The sequence below is a fragment of the Stenotrophomonas sp. SMYL89 genome (assembly GCF_036319985.1).
In the GTDB taxonomy this organism is placed as follows: domain Bacteria; phylum Pseudomonadota; class Gammaproteobacteria; order Xanthomonadales; family Xanthomonadaceae; genus Stenotrophomonas; species Stenotrophomonas maltophilia_Q.
Genome location: NZ_JAWIRW010000010.1, coordinates 40,000 through 56,234, shown reverse-complemented (window position 1 = coordinate 56,234; position 16,235 = coordinate 40,000). Strand labels below are relative to the sequence as shown.

Genomic DNA, 16,235 nt, shown 5'->3' with positions numbered 1-16,235 from the left:
GCGAACTGCCAGCGGGCTCTGCTCCCTCCCCCACGTCGGGATGCAGGGCCATCGTGCGGGCTGCGAAAGCACTTTGCACGCTGCACTGCAAAACAAAACCGGCGGGTATGGGTGAGCCCTCCGGGGAAAAGCCATTCCACGAAGGTAGAACCCCCCGTACGGATGAGGATGGCCGATAATCGGGATTCCCCCCAGCAACACGTGTCGTCATGTCTGTTGATCGCATCGCCAACGCGCGTCTCCGTGACCGCGTGGTCTCCGCCGAGGCCGCAGCCTCGCTGATCCAGCCCGGTGAAACCGTGGCCATGAGCGGCTTTACCGGCTCCGGGTATCCCAAGGCCGTTCCCGTCGAACTGGCCCGCCGCATCGAAGCGGTGCATGCCCAGGGCAACCCCTTCCAGATCAAGCTGATGACAGGCGCCTCCACCGCTCCGGAGCTTGATGGCGCGCTGGCCAAGGCCGATGGCATCGCCATGCGCATGCCGTTCCAGAGCGACCCGGATGCGCGCAACCGCATCAACGAGGGCAAACTGGATTACATCGACATCCACCTCAGCCACGTGGCCCAGCACGTGTGGTTCGGCTTCTACGGCGAGATCGATACCGCCGTGATCGAAGTCTCGGCCATCCGCGAGGACGGTTCGCTGGTGCCGTCCACCTCGGTCGGCAACAACAAGACCTGGCTGGACCTGGCCAAGAAGGTGATCGTCGAGGTCAACGAATGGCAGCCGGCCGGCGTCGACGGCATGCACGACATCTACTACGGCACCGCGCTGCCGCCGCACCGCAAGCCGATTCCGCTGGTGAACGCCAACGACCGCATTGGCGACACCGCGCTGCGCTGCGACCCGGACAAGATCGTGGCGGTGGTGCGCACCAACGGCCCGGACCGCAACAGCCCGTTCAGCCCGATCGATGCGACCAGCGAGCAGATCGCCTCGCACCTGATCGAGTTCCTCAAGCACGAGGTGAAGAAGGGCCGCCTGCCGCCGAACCTGCTGCCGCTGCAGTCGGGCGTGGGCAACATTCCGAATGCGGTGTTGGCCGGCCTGGCCAAGAGCGGTTTCCGCGACCTGGCCGCGTTCACCGAAGTGATCCAGGACGGCATGCTCGACCTGCTGCGCGACGGCGTGCTGAGCTATGCCTCGTGCACCGGCTTCGCGCTGAGCCCGCAGGCCAACGAGACGTTCAAGGAGAACATCGATTTCTACCGCGAACGCATCATCATGCGCACGCAGGAAATCTCCAACCACCCGGAACTGGTGCGTCGCCTGGGCTGCATCGGCATGAACGGCATGATCGAAGTGGACATCTACGGCAACGTCAATTCGACGCACGTGATGGGCACGCGGATCATGAATGGCATCGGCGGTTCGGGGGACTTTGCCCGCAACGGTTTCCTGTCGGCGTTCCTGAGCCCGTCCACCGCCAAGAACGGCACCATCTCGGCGATCGTGCCGATGGCCAGCCATGTGGACCATACCGAGCACGACGTGTCGGTGATCGTGACCGAACAGGGCCTGGCCGATCTGCGTGGCCTGACCCCGCGCAAGCGCGCGCAGGTGCTGATCGACAACTGCGCGCACCCGGATTTCCGCCCGCAGCTGCAGGATTACTTCGACCGTGCCAGCCGCGAAAGCTACGGCAAGCACACCCCGCACCTGCTGCCGGAAGCGCTGTCGTGGCACCAGCGCTGGCTGGATACCGGCACGATGAAGGGCTGACGCCCGCGGCTGTAGAGTCGAGCCATGCTCGACTCTCCTTCCCTGTGCAGCCGAGCATGGCTCGGCTCTACAAGGGCCCGCTCCACAGAATCCCTGTAGAGCCGAGCCCACGCTCGGCTCCACGGCAAGTCGTTTACCCGCGCAGCGCCGCCAACGATTCGGCCTGCAGCCGCTCGTAGATCTCGAACTCGTCATTCACCGCCACGCCCAGCGCCTGCTCGAAGGCCTCGCGGTTGGCGTGTGCGGCATAGGCGCGCTGTTCTTCACCGCCCAGGTTCGACTGGAAGATGCCTGCGGCACTGACCGGCAGGAAATCCTCGTAGACGATCGGATCGGCCGTGGCCAGTCCGGCGGCCACCAGCACTTCAGCCGGCAGATCGGCCACGCGCTCGGGCGCGGCGCGGCCGGCGTCGGTCAGCTGGTAGCGGTAATAGCCCAGGCCTTCCTGGCGCAGCGTGTCATGGTCATCCGGGAAGCTGGCGAACACCGCCTGCAGGCGCTGGCCGTAGTCGCCGCCAGTGCTGCCTTCGCCACCGGCATCGCGTGCCTGCGACAGCAGCTGGTCGTACAGCGCGCGGCCCTTCGGGGTGAGCGCAAGGCCGCGCTGTTCGATCTCGCCGAAGCGCGCGGTATGGGTGCCGGCATCCCCGCCTTCGCCGCCCGGGAAATGCACGGCCTCTTCCAGTGCCTTGAAGCTGGTCTGGCGCAGCAGGATCGGGCAGGCGCGGCGCGGCGGGCCTTCGATCACCGCCTTGGCCGCCATGCCGTGCTCGATCATCGCCGCCTGCGCGGCATCGATGTCCAGCGTGCGTGGGGTCAGGTGGTTGATGTGCGGGCCACGGAAGCTGACCACGTCGGCCACCAGGCGATGCGCGTTGTGCAGCGCGTGGTAAGTCGGCAGGTCGACGGTGGCATCGCCGTGCCAGCGGAAGGTTTCCAGCGCCTCGTCGACGAAGCGCTCTGCATCGGCCTGCGACAGGCCGCCGTCACGCTCGGCCTGGTCGATCAGCGCCAGCGCGCCGTCGGTGAAGATACGGCGTCGCGCAAGGATCTTCGCCGATTCGGCACGCAGCGCTTCGTCTTCGATCAGCTCCAGGCGCAGCAGCGAGGTGAACACGCGGAACGGGTTCTGCGCCAGCGCGGTGCCAGTGAGCGGGCGGAACGCGGTGGAGTGCACCGGCACGCCAGCCACCGACAGGTCGTAGTAGCCCACCGGGTACATGCCCATCACCGCGAACAGGCGGCGCAGCGTGGCCAGCTCCTGCACGGTGCCGACGCGGATCGCGCCATGGCGCTCTTCATCCAGGCGTGCACGCTCGTCGTTGCGCTGCAGCTGCGCGGCCAGCGCCGGATCCTGGGCAAGCACCTGCGCGTTGATCCGCTCCACCAGTTCCACCAGCGTGCCGTACAGCGGCACTTCGGTGCGGTACATGCGGGACATGGCCTGCGCGAACAGGCGGCGGATCACATCAGGCGAAACGAAAGAGGCGCTCATCAGTCACTCGATTACGGGAACGGGGAACAGCTCGGACCCGTATTGTCGCCGGAGTGCGTGGCGGCGGCGATATGCAGAGCAACATGGCGCCGGGCCCGGGCAGGTCTGGTGGGGGGGGGGGCGGGGGGGGGCGGGGCGGGGGGGGGGGGGGGGGCTTGGGGGGGGGGCACCCTGGGTGCGCCCTGATGGGGGGGGCGACGGAGCAAAAGGCGTGCGAACCAAGGTTCGCACCCACCAGAATCAGCCAGCGGCCGGCGCTACCGCTTCAACTGGCGCTTGAGGGTGGCATCCAGGGTGATCGGCCGGTCCCAGTGCTGGTAGCTGGCCACGATGGCATGGCGCACGGCGCGGTAATGCAGGTTGTCGGGCTTGGCGGGCATCCGCTTCACCACGGCTTCCCAGCCGCCCTCCGGGTCCTGGCTGAAGGCGCGCACGCTGTCGCGGCAGGTCTGGCCGCTGGCCTTGGCCCAGAAGCAGGCGAAATAGATGTCCCCGGCCTGCCATCCATGGGTGGTGAACAGCGCGCTGATGTAGCCGCGCGGCACGTCGGCATAGCGCGACACTTCGTCGAGGAAGGCGTCGGGGTAGCGCTCGGCGTAGTGGTTGATGTCCTGCAGCTGGGCATCGACCCAGCTGTCACCGGTCTCCACCTCGTAGGCTGCCGAACGCTCGGCGGTCTGCTGGGCCAGCACGGTGGCCGGCGCCAGCAGCAGGGACAACAGCAACACGCGCAGTCGGAGGTTCATGGCCCGATTCTGCCGCAGCCGCCGGGCCCTGTCAGGCCGCCGCGGCGGCCTTGGCCTCGATCGCCGCCAGTGCAGCCGGCCAATCGTGGGCGGTGTCGGCGGTCACCATGCGCGGTTCGTCGTCGGCCACACCGTGCTGGGTCTCGTGTGCCCAGGTCACTGCATACGGGGTATGCACGCCCCAGCCACCGAGGGTGACCACCGGCTCGATGTCCGAACGCAGCGAGTTGCCGACCATCACGAAGCGCTGCATCGGCAGATCGAATTCGGCCAGCACGCGGGCATAGGTTTCCGGATCTTTCTCCGAGACGATCTCGATGCGCGGGAACAGCTCGGCCAGGTTGGCGACCTTGATCTTCGCTTCCTGGTGGAACAGGTCGCCCTTGGTGATCAGCACCACCGGGTAGTGCTCGGCGATGGCCGCCACCGCTTCGCGCACACCGTCGATCAGTTCGACCGGGTGGCGCAGGGTGTCGTGGCCGATGTCCAGGATGCGCTGGATGTCCTTCGCGTCAATGCGCTGGCCGGTGATGTCGATGGCCGCTTCGATCATCGACAGCGTCATGCTCTTCACGCCGTAGCCGAAGGTGCCCAGGTGGCGCTGCTGCACTTCCAGCAGGTGGCGCGCGGTATGGGTGTCATGCACGTCGACGTAGCGCGACAGCAGGTCAAGGTAATCCTGCTCGGCCTTGCGGTAGTAGTCCTCGCTCTTCCACAGCGTATCGTCACCGTCAAAACCGACCAGGCCGATGGCGCGCGACGGCGCAGGCGTGGGGGTGTTCATCGCGCAAGGATACAGGGGCCATGGTGACGAAAAAACCCGGGCGGCCGAAGCCGCCCGGGTTCCCATACGCCCCGATGCAGGTCTTACTTGCCCTGTGCACCCTGCGCTGCGCCACCGGCACCGGCCTGCTGGGCGGCCACGTAGGCCTTGTACTCATCGGCGCTCAGCTCGCCGTCCTTGTTGGTATCGGCCTGGTCGAACACCTGGGCCAGGCCCGCGTTCACCTGCGCCTCGGATTTGCTGATGGTGCCGTTGCCATCGGTATCGATGCTGGCCCAGGTCTGGCCACCGCCATTGGCCTGTGCCGATGCCGCTGCGGCCGCATTGGTCGCCTGGTCAGCGGCCTGGCCGGCCTGTGCAGCCGCCTGCTGGGCCTGCGCGGCCTCGTTCTGCGCATGCGCCGCCTGCTGCTTGGCCGACTGCGCCATCGCCGGAATGGCCAGCACGCTGCCGGCGGCGACGATCAGGGCGATCAGGGGCTTGCGGTTGCGAATAGTCATCAGGGGTGTCTCCTACCGATTGGGTGGTGTTGCGCGGCGTCTTGTCTCCGCACGGCACCTACCCTGCCACCGCCTTTCTGAATCGATTTTGCGCTGCGACCGGCATCAACACACGCGATTAACCACTCGCCACCGCACATGCTTTAGTACGGTGGTTAGCGCGAAGTGAGTGGCTCATAAGCTGCGCATTCAGCGCGCCAGGATTTAACCGGCAGCGAACGAAAAACCTGCGTCAATTCGCGGTCTGGGCCGATGACCGCGAACTGAACATCACCCATCCCAGCGCAACACCGGCGAGCGCGCCGGCGATTTCCAGCACCACGCGGCTGCCAAGTTCGTTCGGATCATGGATGGTGGACAGGAAGATGCGCGCGTACAGCGGTGACTCCAGCCGCACGATGCCCATGTAGAACAGCTTCCACGCATCGATGCCGGCGGAGGCCACCACCGAGATGACACAGGCCCAGCCGATGGCATGACCCATCGACCAGTGCAGCAGCCGGCACAACCGCGACCACAGGAAGTACACCTGCAGGCCGACCAGCAGGGCGATGGCGCCGGCTTCCAGGGTGCCGAGCAGGCCGAAGTGCAGGGGAAGGTTCATCGGGTGGGCAACGGTGGGAAGGCGGTCAGTGTAAGGGTATCGGCAGGGTTGCACCCTGCACCCGCAGAGGCTTCAGGCAACGGCCAAAGCCAAAGCGGCTCTGGACTGTTGATGGTTTGGCGGGACGATGTGGGTGGGCAGGACACGCCGTAAACCCATCCCTGGGGGCTCGATGGCGCCATCCATGGCGCCAACGGTCCTGCCCACCCACACCGCCCCACCTCCGACAGATTCCTGATGACGGTTGGTGGTAGATCCACGCCATGCGTGGATGAATCTCAATCGAAATCGAATATTTCGAGAATTGAACGAAGAGCATCCACGCATGGCGTGGATCTACCGTGTCGACCAAGGTCGACACCTACCAACAGCAGCGACCCACCCCGCCATCCCACGGAATGCGTGCTGTTGCTGTTGCTCTGGCTTGTAGCGGGTGCAGGGCGCAGCCCTGCCGATACCCCTACCGTACCGGGACGTCGTACGCGGTGCCCGGATCCGGTTCGGGTTGCAGGGTGTAGTGCCACCACTCCTGGGGGTAATTCACGAAGCCGCGGCGCGCCATTGCCCGTACCAACTGCTGGCGGTTTGCCTGCTGCACCTCGCTCAGTCCGCTCGCCTGCGTGTGCGCACGTGGCCCGAAGAAGTCGAAGTCGGTACCCATGTCCAACGGCGTGCAGCTGCCGCTGCTGCAATCCAGCAACCCAAGATCCACCGTGGCGCCACGGCTGTGGCCAGAACGCTCTGCGATGTAGCCATCGGCCAGCAGGCGCGGCTTGTCCAGGTCCGGGTACTGCAACGCCTTGCGCGAGAGTTCGCCCGGGTCGTTCACCCAGGCCATGAAGGCCTGCACCGAGCGTACTGGCCGGTAGCAGTCGTAGAGGCGCAGGCCAAAACCCTGCGCACGCAGATCCTGTTCCACCCGCGCCAGCGCTTTCGCCACCGGGGCCAGCAGGTAACAGGAAGGAGCCTCGTAGCCCGGAACACGCGCGCCGGTGAAGTTGTTGGCACCGGCGTAGCGGATATCCATGTCGATACGTGGCGCCACCGACCGGATCTCCACCAGCCCGGCGTCGGCCGCGCCGGTGGCGGGTGAAACACGCGGTGGTTCAGCGGCGTTGGCGGTCGCTGCCAGGGCAGTCGCCAGTACGAGTGAAATGCAGGTCCTGGAAGTCATAGCTGAAGTCGATGTCCGGATCGATGGCACGCAGGTCCAGTGTCGGTGCCGGGCCTTCGCCTGGCTGCAGCCACGCCTGCGCGTCTTCGCCCAGCGTATCCCAGCGCAGCAGCCAACGCTCCTGTAGTTGCAGCACGGCACCCTGCAGCCGTGGCGATCTGTCCACGCTGAAGCGCAGGCCGTCCCTGTCCGGGCACAACGATGCGGGCCCCAGCCAGGGATCGCTGTAGCGACCCTGCCAACGCGGCAGGTCATCGCCGCGTGCCGGCTGCGCGGCTGCGGTCGCCGGCCGTTGGTGGCCAGACGCTGCCTGCGCCGCTCGGTCAGCCTTCAGTTCGGCCAGGTACTCCATCGCCGGGCGCGTATCGTCTGGTGCGGTGAAGCGCTTCAGCATCGCCTGCATCAGCGCCGTGCGTGCGTCCTCGCCTTCGCCGTTGATCAGCATCACCACGCCCACCCTGCGGTCGGGCAGCAGCGCCAGCGATGAATACATGCCTGACAGCGTGCCGGTATGCGCCACCTTCCACTGCCCGTCCATGTCCGACACCCGCCAGCCATACCCATAACCGTAGAAATGCGCGTTGTCCCAGCGCCGCTGGCGCTCGCCCAGTGGCATCGGCATGTGCAGGGTCCACAGCGTGCGGCGTTGCGTGCTGTCCAGCCAGTCAGGTACCAGGGCGGGATCGAGCAGCACCTGCATCCAGCGTGTCATGTCGCGCAGCGAACAACGGATGCCACCCGCCGCCATCGAGGGCAGGTCCGGGCTGATCGCAGCATCGGCGTTCACCACCTCGTTGCGTTCACCACGCCAGGCATGCGGCTGTGCCACGTTGCCCACGCGCTTCACCGACCACGCCCCCACCTGGCAGCGCGTCATGCCCAGTGGTTCGAACACCTGCTCGCGCATCAACTGGTCGTACGGCTTGCCACCCGCCGCCGCCGCCACTTCGCCGGCCACCACGTACATCAGGTTGTCGTACGCATAGCGGCTGCGGAAGCTGCTGACCGGCTTCAGGTGCGCCAGCCCGGCGATGATGTCGGCACGGGTGAAGGCGTTCGGCTCCGGCCACAGCATCAGATCACCGGCGCCCAGGCCGAGGCCGCTGTTGTGGATCAACAGGTCGCGCACCTGCATCTGCTGGCCCACCCACGCATCGTGCATGCGGAAGCCCGGCAGATGCCGCTGCACCGGATCATCCCAGTGCAGCCTGCCCTGCTGCACCAACCGCGCCAGCAGCGCAGCGGTCATCGCCTTGCTGTTGGACGCGATCTTGAACAGCGTGTCCTCGTCGATGCGGCCGCCATCGCCGCGCGCGCCCCCTGCATGGCGATGGACCACCCGCCCCTCCTCGACCACCGCCAGCGCCAGCCCGGGCAGATGCTCGGCCTGGACCACGGCCGCGATGTCGGCCTCGATTGCGGCGCTGTCGGCCGACGACGCGGACGGTGCAGCCAGTGCCGCCGCGAGGATCAGCAGGTGGTGCATGCGGGCAGTCCCTCCATTGCCTGCGCCGTCACGGTGGACGGCGCGGATCGTGGCCTCAGAAGTTCCAGGTCACCACCAGCTGGGTATAACGCGGGGCCTGCCAGCGCGTGCCGGTCGCAAATGTCGCCTCACGGTACTGGCCGGGTTGTGCTTCATAGCGCTGGTGCACGTTGATGGTCTTCTGGTTGTTGGTGAGGTTGTACACCGACAAGCGGGCGCTGAGGTCGATGCCCTCCACCGGCAACCGCCAGGTCACATTGGCCCCCATGGTCCAGGTCCACGGCAGGCGGCCAAACGCACCGCGTGGGCTGTATTCGAACTGCCGTTGGTTGTAGGGACCCGCACAGTTGGCCACGCACAGCCAGCCGGTGCCACCGCCACTGCCCTCGCTGGAGGTGCTGCCACCGGCGATGGAGTCGTTCGGCCACATCACGCCGTAGGCGGTGATCGGGCCACCGGACTGCACCTGCAGCGTGGTGCCGAACGACCACTGCTTGTTCAGCGCATACGCGGCACGCAGCTTGAACTGATGACGGAAGTCGTTGAACAGCACGCCATAACGTTCATTGGTGGCCGGGTGGTCCCAGAACTGCACCATGCCGGTATCACCGTAATTGGTATCGGAGTTCACCGGGCCTTCGAAGTTGCCTTCGCTCTTCGACCACAGGTAGGACGCGTTGAACATCCACTTCTCGTCCCAGGCACGGTCGATCTGGAACTCCAGCGCCTTGTAGGTGCGCTTGGGCTTGGAGTAGCCGATCACCTCGCCGCTGCCGCCCTTGCGGTAGCCGCTGTTGGCGGTATCGATGGTGATCCAGCCTTCGTTGGCGCAACCGATGCTCTTGTCGCCCCAGATCGTCAGGCTCTCGCCCGGGTTGGCGATCGGCCACAGCGTGCTGGGGGTCGGGCCGCATGGGGTGTAGTTGATGCGGATGTCATCCAGCGCGCGGGTCATGCGCCGGTAGGTGGCATTGACGCCCCACGACCAGGCCTGGTTGATCATGTTCTGGAAGCCCAGGATGTACTCGTCCTGGTAAACCGCCTTCAGGTCACGGTCCACGCTCTGGCGCAGGTCGGCGCCGCCGGTGTTCATGCGGGTGTCGGTCGGCCCGATCTGCTGGCCGACGATGGGTGCCATGTACGGCGAACCGGTCGGCGAGGTTTTCCGTTCCCAGCCGTTCAGCACGTAATAGCTGTATTCGTCGGTCAGGCCACCGGCGAAGTTCACGTTGATGTTGTTGGTGACCGGCAGGTAGTAGCGGCCGGCGTTGCCGAACAGCTTGGTGCTGCCATCGCCGCGCATGTCCCAGGAGAAGCCGACGCGTGGCGCGATCAGGTCGTCCATCTTGATGAACGCCTTGCCTGCAGCGGTGCGGTTCTCGAAGCGGTCCCAGCGCACGCCAAGGTTCAGCATCAGGTTCGGGGTGATGTTCCAGATGTCTTCCAGATAGAAGGCATTGGCCTCGGTCTCGAAGGTGCCGCCCGAGCGGCGGTTGCGAGCACGCAGCATCTCGGTGACGCCGGCCGGTACGTAGGCGTTGGCGCCATCCCACACTTCATCGCCGGGCCGCGCCACGTAGGCGGTGTAGCTCAGCTCGGTCGGCCCTGGATAACGGGTGGACTGCTTGGTGGTCATCAGTTCGCGGTCGACACCGAAGCGCAGCAGGTGGTCGCCGAGCTGCCATTCGAAGTCCAGGCGCGCGACATCGCGGGTGTCATCGCGCTCGGCCACGGCCGCGCCGGTCGGGTGGCAACCGGCGCGCAGCCCCTGCAGCTTGCCCAGCCGCGGGCCGTAGGTGCTGTCGGTGAACACGGGGCTGCAGGCCTGGTCCAGCGACGAGTTGGTGAAGGCGCGCTGCTTGTTCTGGCCGACCATGGCACGCGCGGTGAAGTTCTGGCCGAAGTGGCCGGTGTAGGTGGCCGACCAGTTGCGGCCGCCGGTCTCGGTGACCGAGTCGCCACCCCACGCACCGAGCTGGTCGGCCTTCCAGTTGTAGCCGTACGACGCATTGGTGACATCGCCCTCGTCGGAGAACGCCAGCAGCGCCAGGCTGTGGTTGTCGTTGATGTTCCAGTCCAGCTTGGTGCCCCAGAAGCCGTTGCCGGAATCGTTCTTGAACCAGGTACTGCCATCGGACGAGGTGTTGTGGCCCTTGTCGCTGCGGTCCTCGTACATCGCGAACAGGAACAGCTTGTCCTTGATGATGGGTCCCGAGCCCCAGACGTTGGTCTTCAGGAAGGAATTGTTGTCGCGGCTGCCGTAGGAATGCGGAGTGCCGTCGCGGTGGAAATGATCGCCGCCACTGGCGCGCCACGCACTCGGCTCGGCGGTGACTTCAACACCGCCCTCGAATTCATTGCTGCCCGAGCGGGTCACGGCGTTGATCACGCCACCGGTGGAGCGGCCGAACTCCACCGAGTAACCGCCGGTCTTGACCTGGAATTCATTGAAGAACGCGAACGGCGCGGTGCTGAAGCCACGACGGGTATACATGTCGGTGACATTAAGGCCGTTGATGAAGACCGCATTCTCGGCCACCGATGAACCGGCGAACGACAGGCCACCGAATGAGGAGTTGCCGCCGACCACGCCCGGCGCCATCAGCGCGACCGCAGACAGGTCCTGCGCCACCGGCAGCCGCGAGATCTCCTGGCGGTTGATGTTGAACGAGGTTTCGGTGGAGTAGACATCCACGCGGTTGATCACGCGCGTGCCAACCACCTGCAGTGCATCCAGGTTGGTGACACCGCCGCCGCTGGCCAGGTTGACCGTGGTTGTACCGCCGACGGCAACGCTTACCGATACCTGATCGCCCAGCTTCTGGCCATCGCGGCTGAGCTGCAGCTGGTAGTCACCCACCGGCAGCTGGCCGAGGCGGTAGCTGCCATCGGCGCCAACGGTGACGGTACGGGTCAGGCCAGTGCTGCTGCTGACCACGGTGACCTGGTCACCGGCGGTTGCACGGCCGGCGACCGCGCCGCTTACGTTCTGTGCCATCGCGATGCCGGGCAGCACTACGCCCAGACACGCCCCGAGGGCGACGCACAATGCCGCCCGCTTGATGCTGTAAGCCTTCATCCCCTGCTCTCTCCTGCAAGAATTGAATGGTGTGGAATGCGATGTGTCGCGCTAGCGTTGCCCGGCTGGCAGTACCCGCCACTGGAAGTCGTAGCTCCATTGGTCGAAGTACAGGTTGCCGCCTGCCCACTCGGCCTCGCCGCGCTGCGAGTCGACCGTTTCCGAGCGGAAGTGCTGCTTGGCCGGCACCAAGGGCTGGCCGAAATCGTCGTTGAAGGCGATGCGGTAACCATCGAGGCCACCCAGGTAGAAGTCGCGCAATGCCGTTACATCGCTGGCCAGCGCGCCGGTGGTCACGTCCATTGGCAGCCAGCCGTACGGCGCCAGGTAGACCTGCCCCCAGTCGTGCAGATTGTTGTAACCACTGCCATCGCCGGAGAACACCATGCCCGACTGCCAGCGCGCGGGAATGCCGTTCATGCGCATCAGCGCGATCAGCAGCAGGGTCTGCTGCCCGCAGTCGGCATGGCCAGTGCGCAAGGCGTAATCGCTGATGTTGCTGAGCGTGGAGTATTCGCGTGCACCGGCCCACGGAATACGGTCGACAGCAGCGAACAGCCTGCGCACCACTTCATGGGGGCGTGTTTCGCCCTGCAGCACCTGGTCGGAGAACAGCTTCAGCGCCGGGGTGAAGCGCACATGCGGCAGCTGTTGGGCCAGGTAGGGCTTCAACGCAGGATCATTCGGCGTGGCCTGCACCTTCGCCGGATCGATCGCGGTGTGCCGCGCGAAGATCGTCGCCGCGTAGCGGATCTCGAACCGGGTCGGCTTGCCGGCTACGGCTTTGGCTTCCAGGTAGGCGGTGCGCTGCAGGGTACTGGCCGGTGCCACCCGCGCCTTGCCCGGGGCGCTGCCCAGCCACTGCACCTGCTCCTGCTGCCCCGGGATCTCGCGCGGATAGGGAATCCATGCGCGCACGGTTTCGCCGGCCGGCACGGCATCGGCCTTCACCGTCAGCGTCTGGGTGAATTCGATGCGCTGTGGCAGCACCCAGGCCTGGCCGCTCTGTTCGGCGGCGGCAACCACGCGCGCGTGGTTTGCGTTGAGCACTTCGTTCGGGCCTGGCGCCGGCATAGGCGCATCTGCGCGGCGACGTGCACGCGCTTCGTCGCTGAGCAGGAACAGGTTCGACGGTGCACGCTTGAAGTACCGGCGCGTGCCATCGATATCGAGGTGTTCGATCAGGCCGAGCTGGTCCCAGCGCGCGAATTCCTCGTCGCTCAGGTCGGGGATCCAGCGGCGCACGGCGGCCTTCGCGGCCTGCTGGTCAAGGCTGAAATCCAGGCGGATACGGCGCATGCGCTCGCGCTGGAAGGCGCCTTCGGCAGTATTGCCTGCCGTTGCCAGCAGCGCTTCGGCATCGCTGAAACGACCGCTGTCGATCAGGTCGATCACCTGCGTCTGGCGCGCCCGCTGCTGGCTGCTGCGCGCATCCGCCGCCTGCGCGGCCGACGCCCACAGCAGCAGCGCGGCACACAGGCCGGCAGCAGCAGGCAGACGCGGTTTGCGAACGGCAGGATCCACAGCGACACTTCCCCAGCGCGGGTGGTAATGGCTGTGTAACACGGGCCGGAACACCGGTCAATAATTTATTCTTGCTTTCGCCAGAGAAAGGAATAAATATTCCAACTGGCATTCGAGGAGGGTATGCAGCGCATGATCCTGGCTTCCCGCGCACCGGACCGGCAGTGGTCGCGCCGGTTGACCCTGGCCCTGTGCCTGCTGGCCGCACCGGCCTTCGCACAGGCTGCACCGCCACCTGACCCCGGCGCGCCGCTGCCCTATGTGGTTGGCCTGCACGAGGCCTACCTGACACCGCAGTACTGGGCCGCACGCCTGGACAATGCCGATGCGCCGATCCTGGACCGCGCGCAGATCGACGCGCAGAACGCGCGGATGCGGGCGCAGGACAGCCACATCCAGGACATCGCTTCGCTGCCCGCACAGCTCGATGCCGCGCAGGTACGCGCCAGCATCAGCGCATTGTCACGCTGGCCCGAGCGTGCACTGTTCAACGAGAAGGGCAAGGCCATCGCCCCGGCGCTACGCAGCGGCATCCAGGCCAACCTCGGCCTCGATGCGATTCCCGCGCAGGTGACACCGGCCTACGGGCTGGTGGTGAAGCGTGCCGCGCTGCGCACCTTCCCCACCCGCGAGCGCGTCTTCAGCACTGCCGGTGACACCGACATCGACCGCTTCCAGGAATCGGCACTGTTCCCCGGTGACAAGGTTGCCGTGGTCCATCGCAGCGCCGATGGCCGCTGGCTGTTCGTGCACAGCGAGCGCTACAGCGCGTGGATCGAAGCCGACGCCATCGCCAGCGGCGACAAGGGCACGGTGCTCGGCTACGGCACGAAGGGCCCGTATCGCATCGTCACCGGCGCCACCGCACAGACCGCCTACACCCCGGAGGAACCGCGCGTCTCGCGCCTGCAGCTGGACATGGGCGTGCGCCTGCCGGTGCTGGCCGACTGGCCCGCCGCCGAACCGGTGAACGGCCAGCAGGCGCATGCCTCGTGGGTTGTGCAGCTGCCGGTGCGCGAAACCGATGGCCGCCTGAAACTGGTGCCGGCGCTGCTGCCGCGCTCGCAGGACACCGCCGCCGACTACCTGCCACTGACTCCGCGCCTGCTGCTGCAGCAGGCCTTCAAGTTCCTGGGCGAGCGCTACGGTTGGGGCCACGACTACGACACGCGCGACTGCAGCGGCTTCGTTTCCGAGATCTACCGCAGCTTCGGCGTGCTGCTGCCGCGCAATACCAGCGCACAGGCGATCAGCCCTGCGCTGGACCGCCTGCCCTTCACCGACAGAGTCGGCAAGGCCGCGCGCGAACGTGCGGTCACCGATCTGCAGGTGGGCGACCTGGTCTATATCCCTGGGCACGTGATGATGGCTATCGGCCACGTCGACGGCCGCACCTGGGTCATCCACGATACCGCGGGCGGCAGTTGGTTCGGTGCTGACGGCAAGCGCGTACAGGCCCACCTCAATGGTGTTTCGGTCACGCCGCTGGAGCCGATGATGGCCAGCGATACCGTCCGCTACATCGACCGCATCACCAACATCCAGCGCCTGCGCGCCAAGACTCCTGAATGAAGATCACTGCCATCGAACTGGGCATGCTGCGCGTGCCGCTGAAGACGCCGTTCAAGACCGCCCTGCGCACGGTGGAGACCGTGGAAGACGTGGTCGTACTGATCCGCACCGACACCGGCCACACCGGCTACGGCGAAGCCCCCGCCACCGCAGTGATCACCGGTGATACGCACGGCTCGATCATCGAAGCGATCCGCCACTTCATCGCGCCGCGCCTGATCGGCCAGGACGTGGTCAACCTCAATCGTCTGTGCGGGCTGGTGCAGACCGCGATGGAGCGCAACACCAGTGCCAAGGCCGCGGTGGAGATCGCGCTGTACGACCTGTGGGCGCAGCTGCACGGTGCGCCGCTGTACCAGATGCTCGGTGGCGGCGACCCGGTGATCACCACCGACATCACCATCAGCGTGGACTACATCGACAAGATGGTGGCCGATTCACTGTCGGCGATCGACCGCGGCTTCGAGTCGCTGAAGATCAAGGTCGGCAAGGACATCGGCCTGGACATCGAGCGGGTCAAGGCGATCCATGCGGCGGTGGAAGGCCGCGCCCTGCTGCGCCTGGACGCCAACCAGGGCTGGACCGCCAAGCAGGCGGTGCATGCGATGCGCACGCTGGAAGAGGCCGGCGTGGTGCTGGAGCTGCTGGAGCAACCGGTAAAGGCGGCCGACATCAGCGGTCTGAAGTACGTCACCGACCGCGTCAACACGCCGGTGATGGCCGACGAGAGCGTGTTCAGCCCGAGCCAGGTGATGGACCTGATCCAGCAGCGCGCGGCCGACATCATCAACATCAAGCTGATGAAGACCGGCGGCTTGTCCAACGCGATCCGCATCGCCGACATCGCCGGCATCTACGGTGTGCCGTGCATGATCGGCTGCATGATCGAATCCAGCATCAGCGTTGCCGCCGCCGTGCACCTGGCGGTGGCCAAGAGCGATGTGATCACCAAGGTCGACCTGGACGGCCCGTCGCTGGGCCAGTTCGACCCGGTCAGCGGGGGCGTGCATTTCAACGAATCGGAGATCAGCATCAGCGACGTGCCGGGGTTGGGCATCACCGAAGTGCGTGGGCTGGAGATGCTGGGTTGATCTCTGCCTTGCGGCTGGCCTGGCGTACAACTGACTCTTGGTCGGGCGTTACTTTTCTTTCCGCGGAAAGAAAAGTAACCAAAAGAAACGCTCCGCCGGCCGCGAGCCGGTGCTACGCACCGGTTCCCTGCGCTCCTCGGCCCGTCGAGGGACGGCGCGGGAACTCGCTGCGCTCAGACACCCGCCCCTCTTCGCCCTCGCCGGACCTGCGGTGCTCGGCTCGCTTGAAGGCGGACTCAACGTCAAAGGCAACAACTGCATCCCGTGGATCCACTACATGCGTGGATGCTTTTGCGCTTGCTTCTGCTCTACCCCGTATCCCCTTCGCGGCTGGCACGCGCGCGATCTGTCCGGGGTGGGGGGGGGGGGGGGGGGGGGGGGGGGGGGGGGGGGGGGGGGGGGGGGGGGGGGGGGGGGGGGGGGGGGGGGGGGGGGGGGGGGGGGGGGGGGGGGGGG

Annotated in this window: 12 protein-coding genes; 3 read left to right on the top strand and 9 right to left on the bottom strand. The window is 66.4% G+C overall.

All coding sequences use genetic code 11. From position 1 onward, the window contains the following. Positions 1-209 precede the first annotated feature (209 nt). On the top strand, positions 210-1,724 hold the full coding sequence (locus V3B41_RS13870; RefSeq protein ID WP_329861425.1) for an acetyl-CoA hydrolase/transferase family protein: 1,515 nt from the start codon (positions 210-212) through the stop codon (positions 1,722-1,724). Between the two features lie 133 nt (positions 1,725-1,857). Here the strand turns inward: V3B41_RS13870 and V3B41_RS13865 are convergent, their stop codons facing one another. The 9 genes from V3B41_RS13865 to V3B41_RS13825 form a co-directional block, all read right to left on the bottom strand. Next, on the bottom strand, positions 1,858-3,219 hold the full coding sequence (locus V3B41_RS13865) for a VOC family protein (protein WP_049432890.1): 1,362 nt from the start codon (positions 3,217-3,219) through the stop codon (positions 1,858-1,860). Between the two features lie 257 nt (positions 3,220-3,476). Beyond that, entirely contained in the window at positions 3,477-3,965 is a 489-nt protein-coding gene (locus V3B41_RS13860) for a hypothetical protein (protein WP_049432888.1), read from the bottom strand. 31 nt (positions 3,966-3,996) lie between these two features. Then, positions 3,997-4,749 (bottom strand): HAD family hydrolase, encoded by a 753-nt coding sequence (locus tag V3B41_RS13855; RefSeq protein WP_049432885.1) that lies wholly within the window; start codon positions 4,747-4,749, stop codon positions 3,997-3,999. A gap of 83 nt (positions 4,750-4,832) precedes the next feature. Then, a complete protein-coding gene (locus V3B41_RS13850; RefSeq protein WP_049432882.1) occupies positions 4,833-5,249 on the bottom strand; it encodes an EF-hand domain-containing protein in 417 nt (138 codons plus the stop codon). A gap of 232 nt (positions 5,250-5,481) precedes the next feature. Then, positions 5,482-5,853 (bottom strand): hypothetical protein, encoded by a 372-nt coding sequence (locus V3B41_RS13845; RefSeq protein WP_329861421.1) that lies wholly within the window; start codon positions 5,851-5,853, stop codon positions 5,482-5,484. Positions 5,854-6,313: 460 nt separating this feature from the next. Next, on the bottom strand, positions 6,314-7,027 hold the full coding sequence (locus V3B41_RS13840; protein ID WP_049432877.1) for a M15 family metallopeptidase: 714 nt from the start codon (positions 7,025-7,027) through the stop codon (positions 6,314-6,316). After that, positions 6,960-8,513: a serine hydrolase gene (locus V3B41_RS13835; protein WP_100443751.1), complete on the bottom strand. Its 1,554-nt coding sequence runs from the start codon at positions 8,511-8,513 to the stop codon at positions 6,960-6,962. The genes V3B41_RS13840 and V3B41_RS13835 overlap by 68 nt, the downstream gene beginning before the upstream one ends. A gap of 55 nt (positions 8,514-8,568) precedes the next feature. Continuing rightward, on the bottom strand, positions 8,569-11,592 hold the full coding sequence (locus tag V3B41_RS13830) for a TonB-dependent receptor (protein ID WP_049432869.1): 3,024 nt from the start codon (positions 11,590-11,592) through the stop codon (positions 8,569-8,571). A 51-nt stretch (positions 11,593-11,643) separates the two neighbouring features. Next, a complete protein-coding gene (locus V3B41_RS13825; protein WP_329861417.1) occupies positions 11,644-13,116 on the bottom strand; it encodes a transglutaminase domain-containing protein in 1,473 nt (490 codons plus the stop codon). A gap of 132 nt (positions 13,117-13,248) precedes the next feature. Here V3B41_RS13825 and V3B41_RS13820 point away from each other — a divergent pair, with 132 nt between their 5' ends. Together V3B41_RS13820 and V3B41_RS13815 are read left to right on the top strand one after the other, a co-directional pair. Then, positions 13,249-14,688, top strand: a complete 1,440-nt coding sequence (locus V3B41_RS13820; protein WP_049432911.1) for an SH3 domain-containing protein — start codon at positions 13,249-13,251, stop codon at positions 14,686-14,688. After that, complete coding sequence (locus V3B41_RS13815; RefSeq protein WP_049432862.1) at positions 14,685-15,779, top strand: dipeptide epimerase; 1,095 nt, start codon at positions 14,685-14,687, stop codon at positions 15,777-15,779. The genes V3B41_RS13820 and V3B41_RS13815 overlap by 4 nt, the downstream gene beginning before the upstream one ends. Positions 15,780-16,235 lie beyond the last annotated feature (456 nt).

What these genes read in the sequence shown, in the direction of transcription:
- V3B41_RS13840 (WP_049432877.1), bottom strand. Translation starts at nt 7,027, where the DNA reads ATGACTTCCAGGACCTGCATTTCACTCGTACTGGCGACTGCCCTGGCA.
- V3B41_RS13845 (WP_329861421.1), bottom strand. Translation starts at nt 5,853, where the DNA reads ATGAACCTTCCCCTGCACTTCGGCCTGCTCGGCACCCTGGAAGCCGGC.
- V3B41_RS13865 (WP_049432890.1), bottom strand. Translation starts at nt 3,219, where the DNA reads ATGAGCGCCTCTTTCGTTTCGCCTGATGTGATCCGCCGCCTGTTCGCG.
- V3B41_RS13850 (WP_049432882.1), bottom strand. Translation starts at nt 5,249, where the DNA reads ATGACTATTCGCAACCGCAAGCCCCTGATCGCCCTGATCGTCGCCGCC.
- V3B41_RS13830 (WP_049432869.1), bottom strand. Translation starts at nt 11,592, where the DNA reads ATGAAGGCTTACAGCATCAAGCGGGCGGCATTGTGCGTCGCCCTCGGG.
- V3B41_RS13870 (WP_329861425.1), top strand. Translation starts at nt 210, where the DNA reads ATGTCTGTTGATCGCATCGCCAACGCGCGTCTCCGTGACCGCGTGGTC.
- V3B41_RS13815 (WP_049432862.1), top strand. Translation starts at nt 14,685, where the DNA reads ATGAAGATCACTGCCATCGAACTGGGCATGCTGCGCGTGCCGCTGAAG.
- V3B41_RS13835 (WP_100443751.1), bottom strand. Translation starts at nt 8,513, where the DNA reads ATGCACCACCTGCTGATCCTCGCGGCGGCACTGGCTGCACCGTCCGCG.
- V3B41_RS13855 (WP_049432885.1), bottom strand. Translation starts at nt 4,749, where the DNA reads ATGAACACCCCCACGCCTGCGCCGTCGCGCGCCATCGGCCTGGTCGGT.
- V3B41_RS13820 (WP_049432911.1), top strand. Translation starts at nt 13,249, where the DNA reads ATGATCCTGGCTTCCCGCGCACCGGACCGGCAGTGGTCGCGCCGGTTG.
- V3B41_RS13860 (WP_049432888.1), bottom strand. Translation starts at nt 3,965, where the DNA reads ATGAACCTCCGACTGCGCGTGTTGCTGTTGTCCCTGCTGCTGGCGCCG.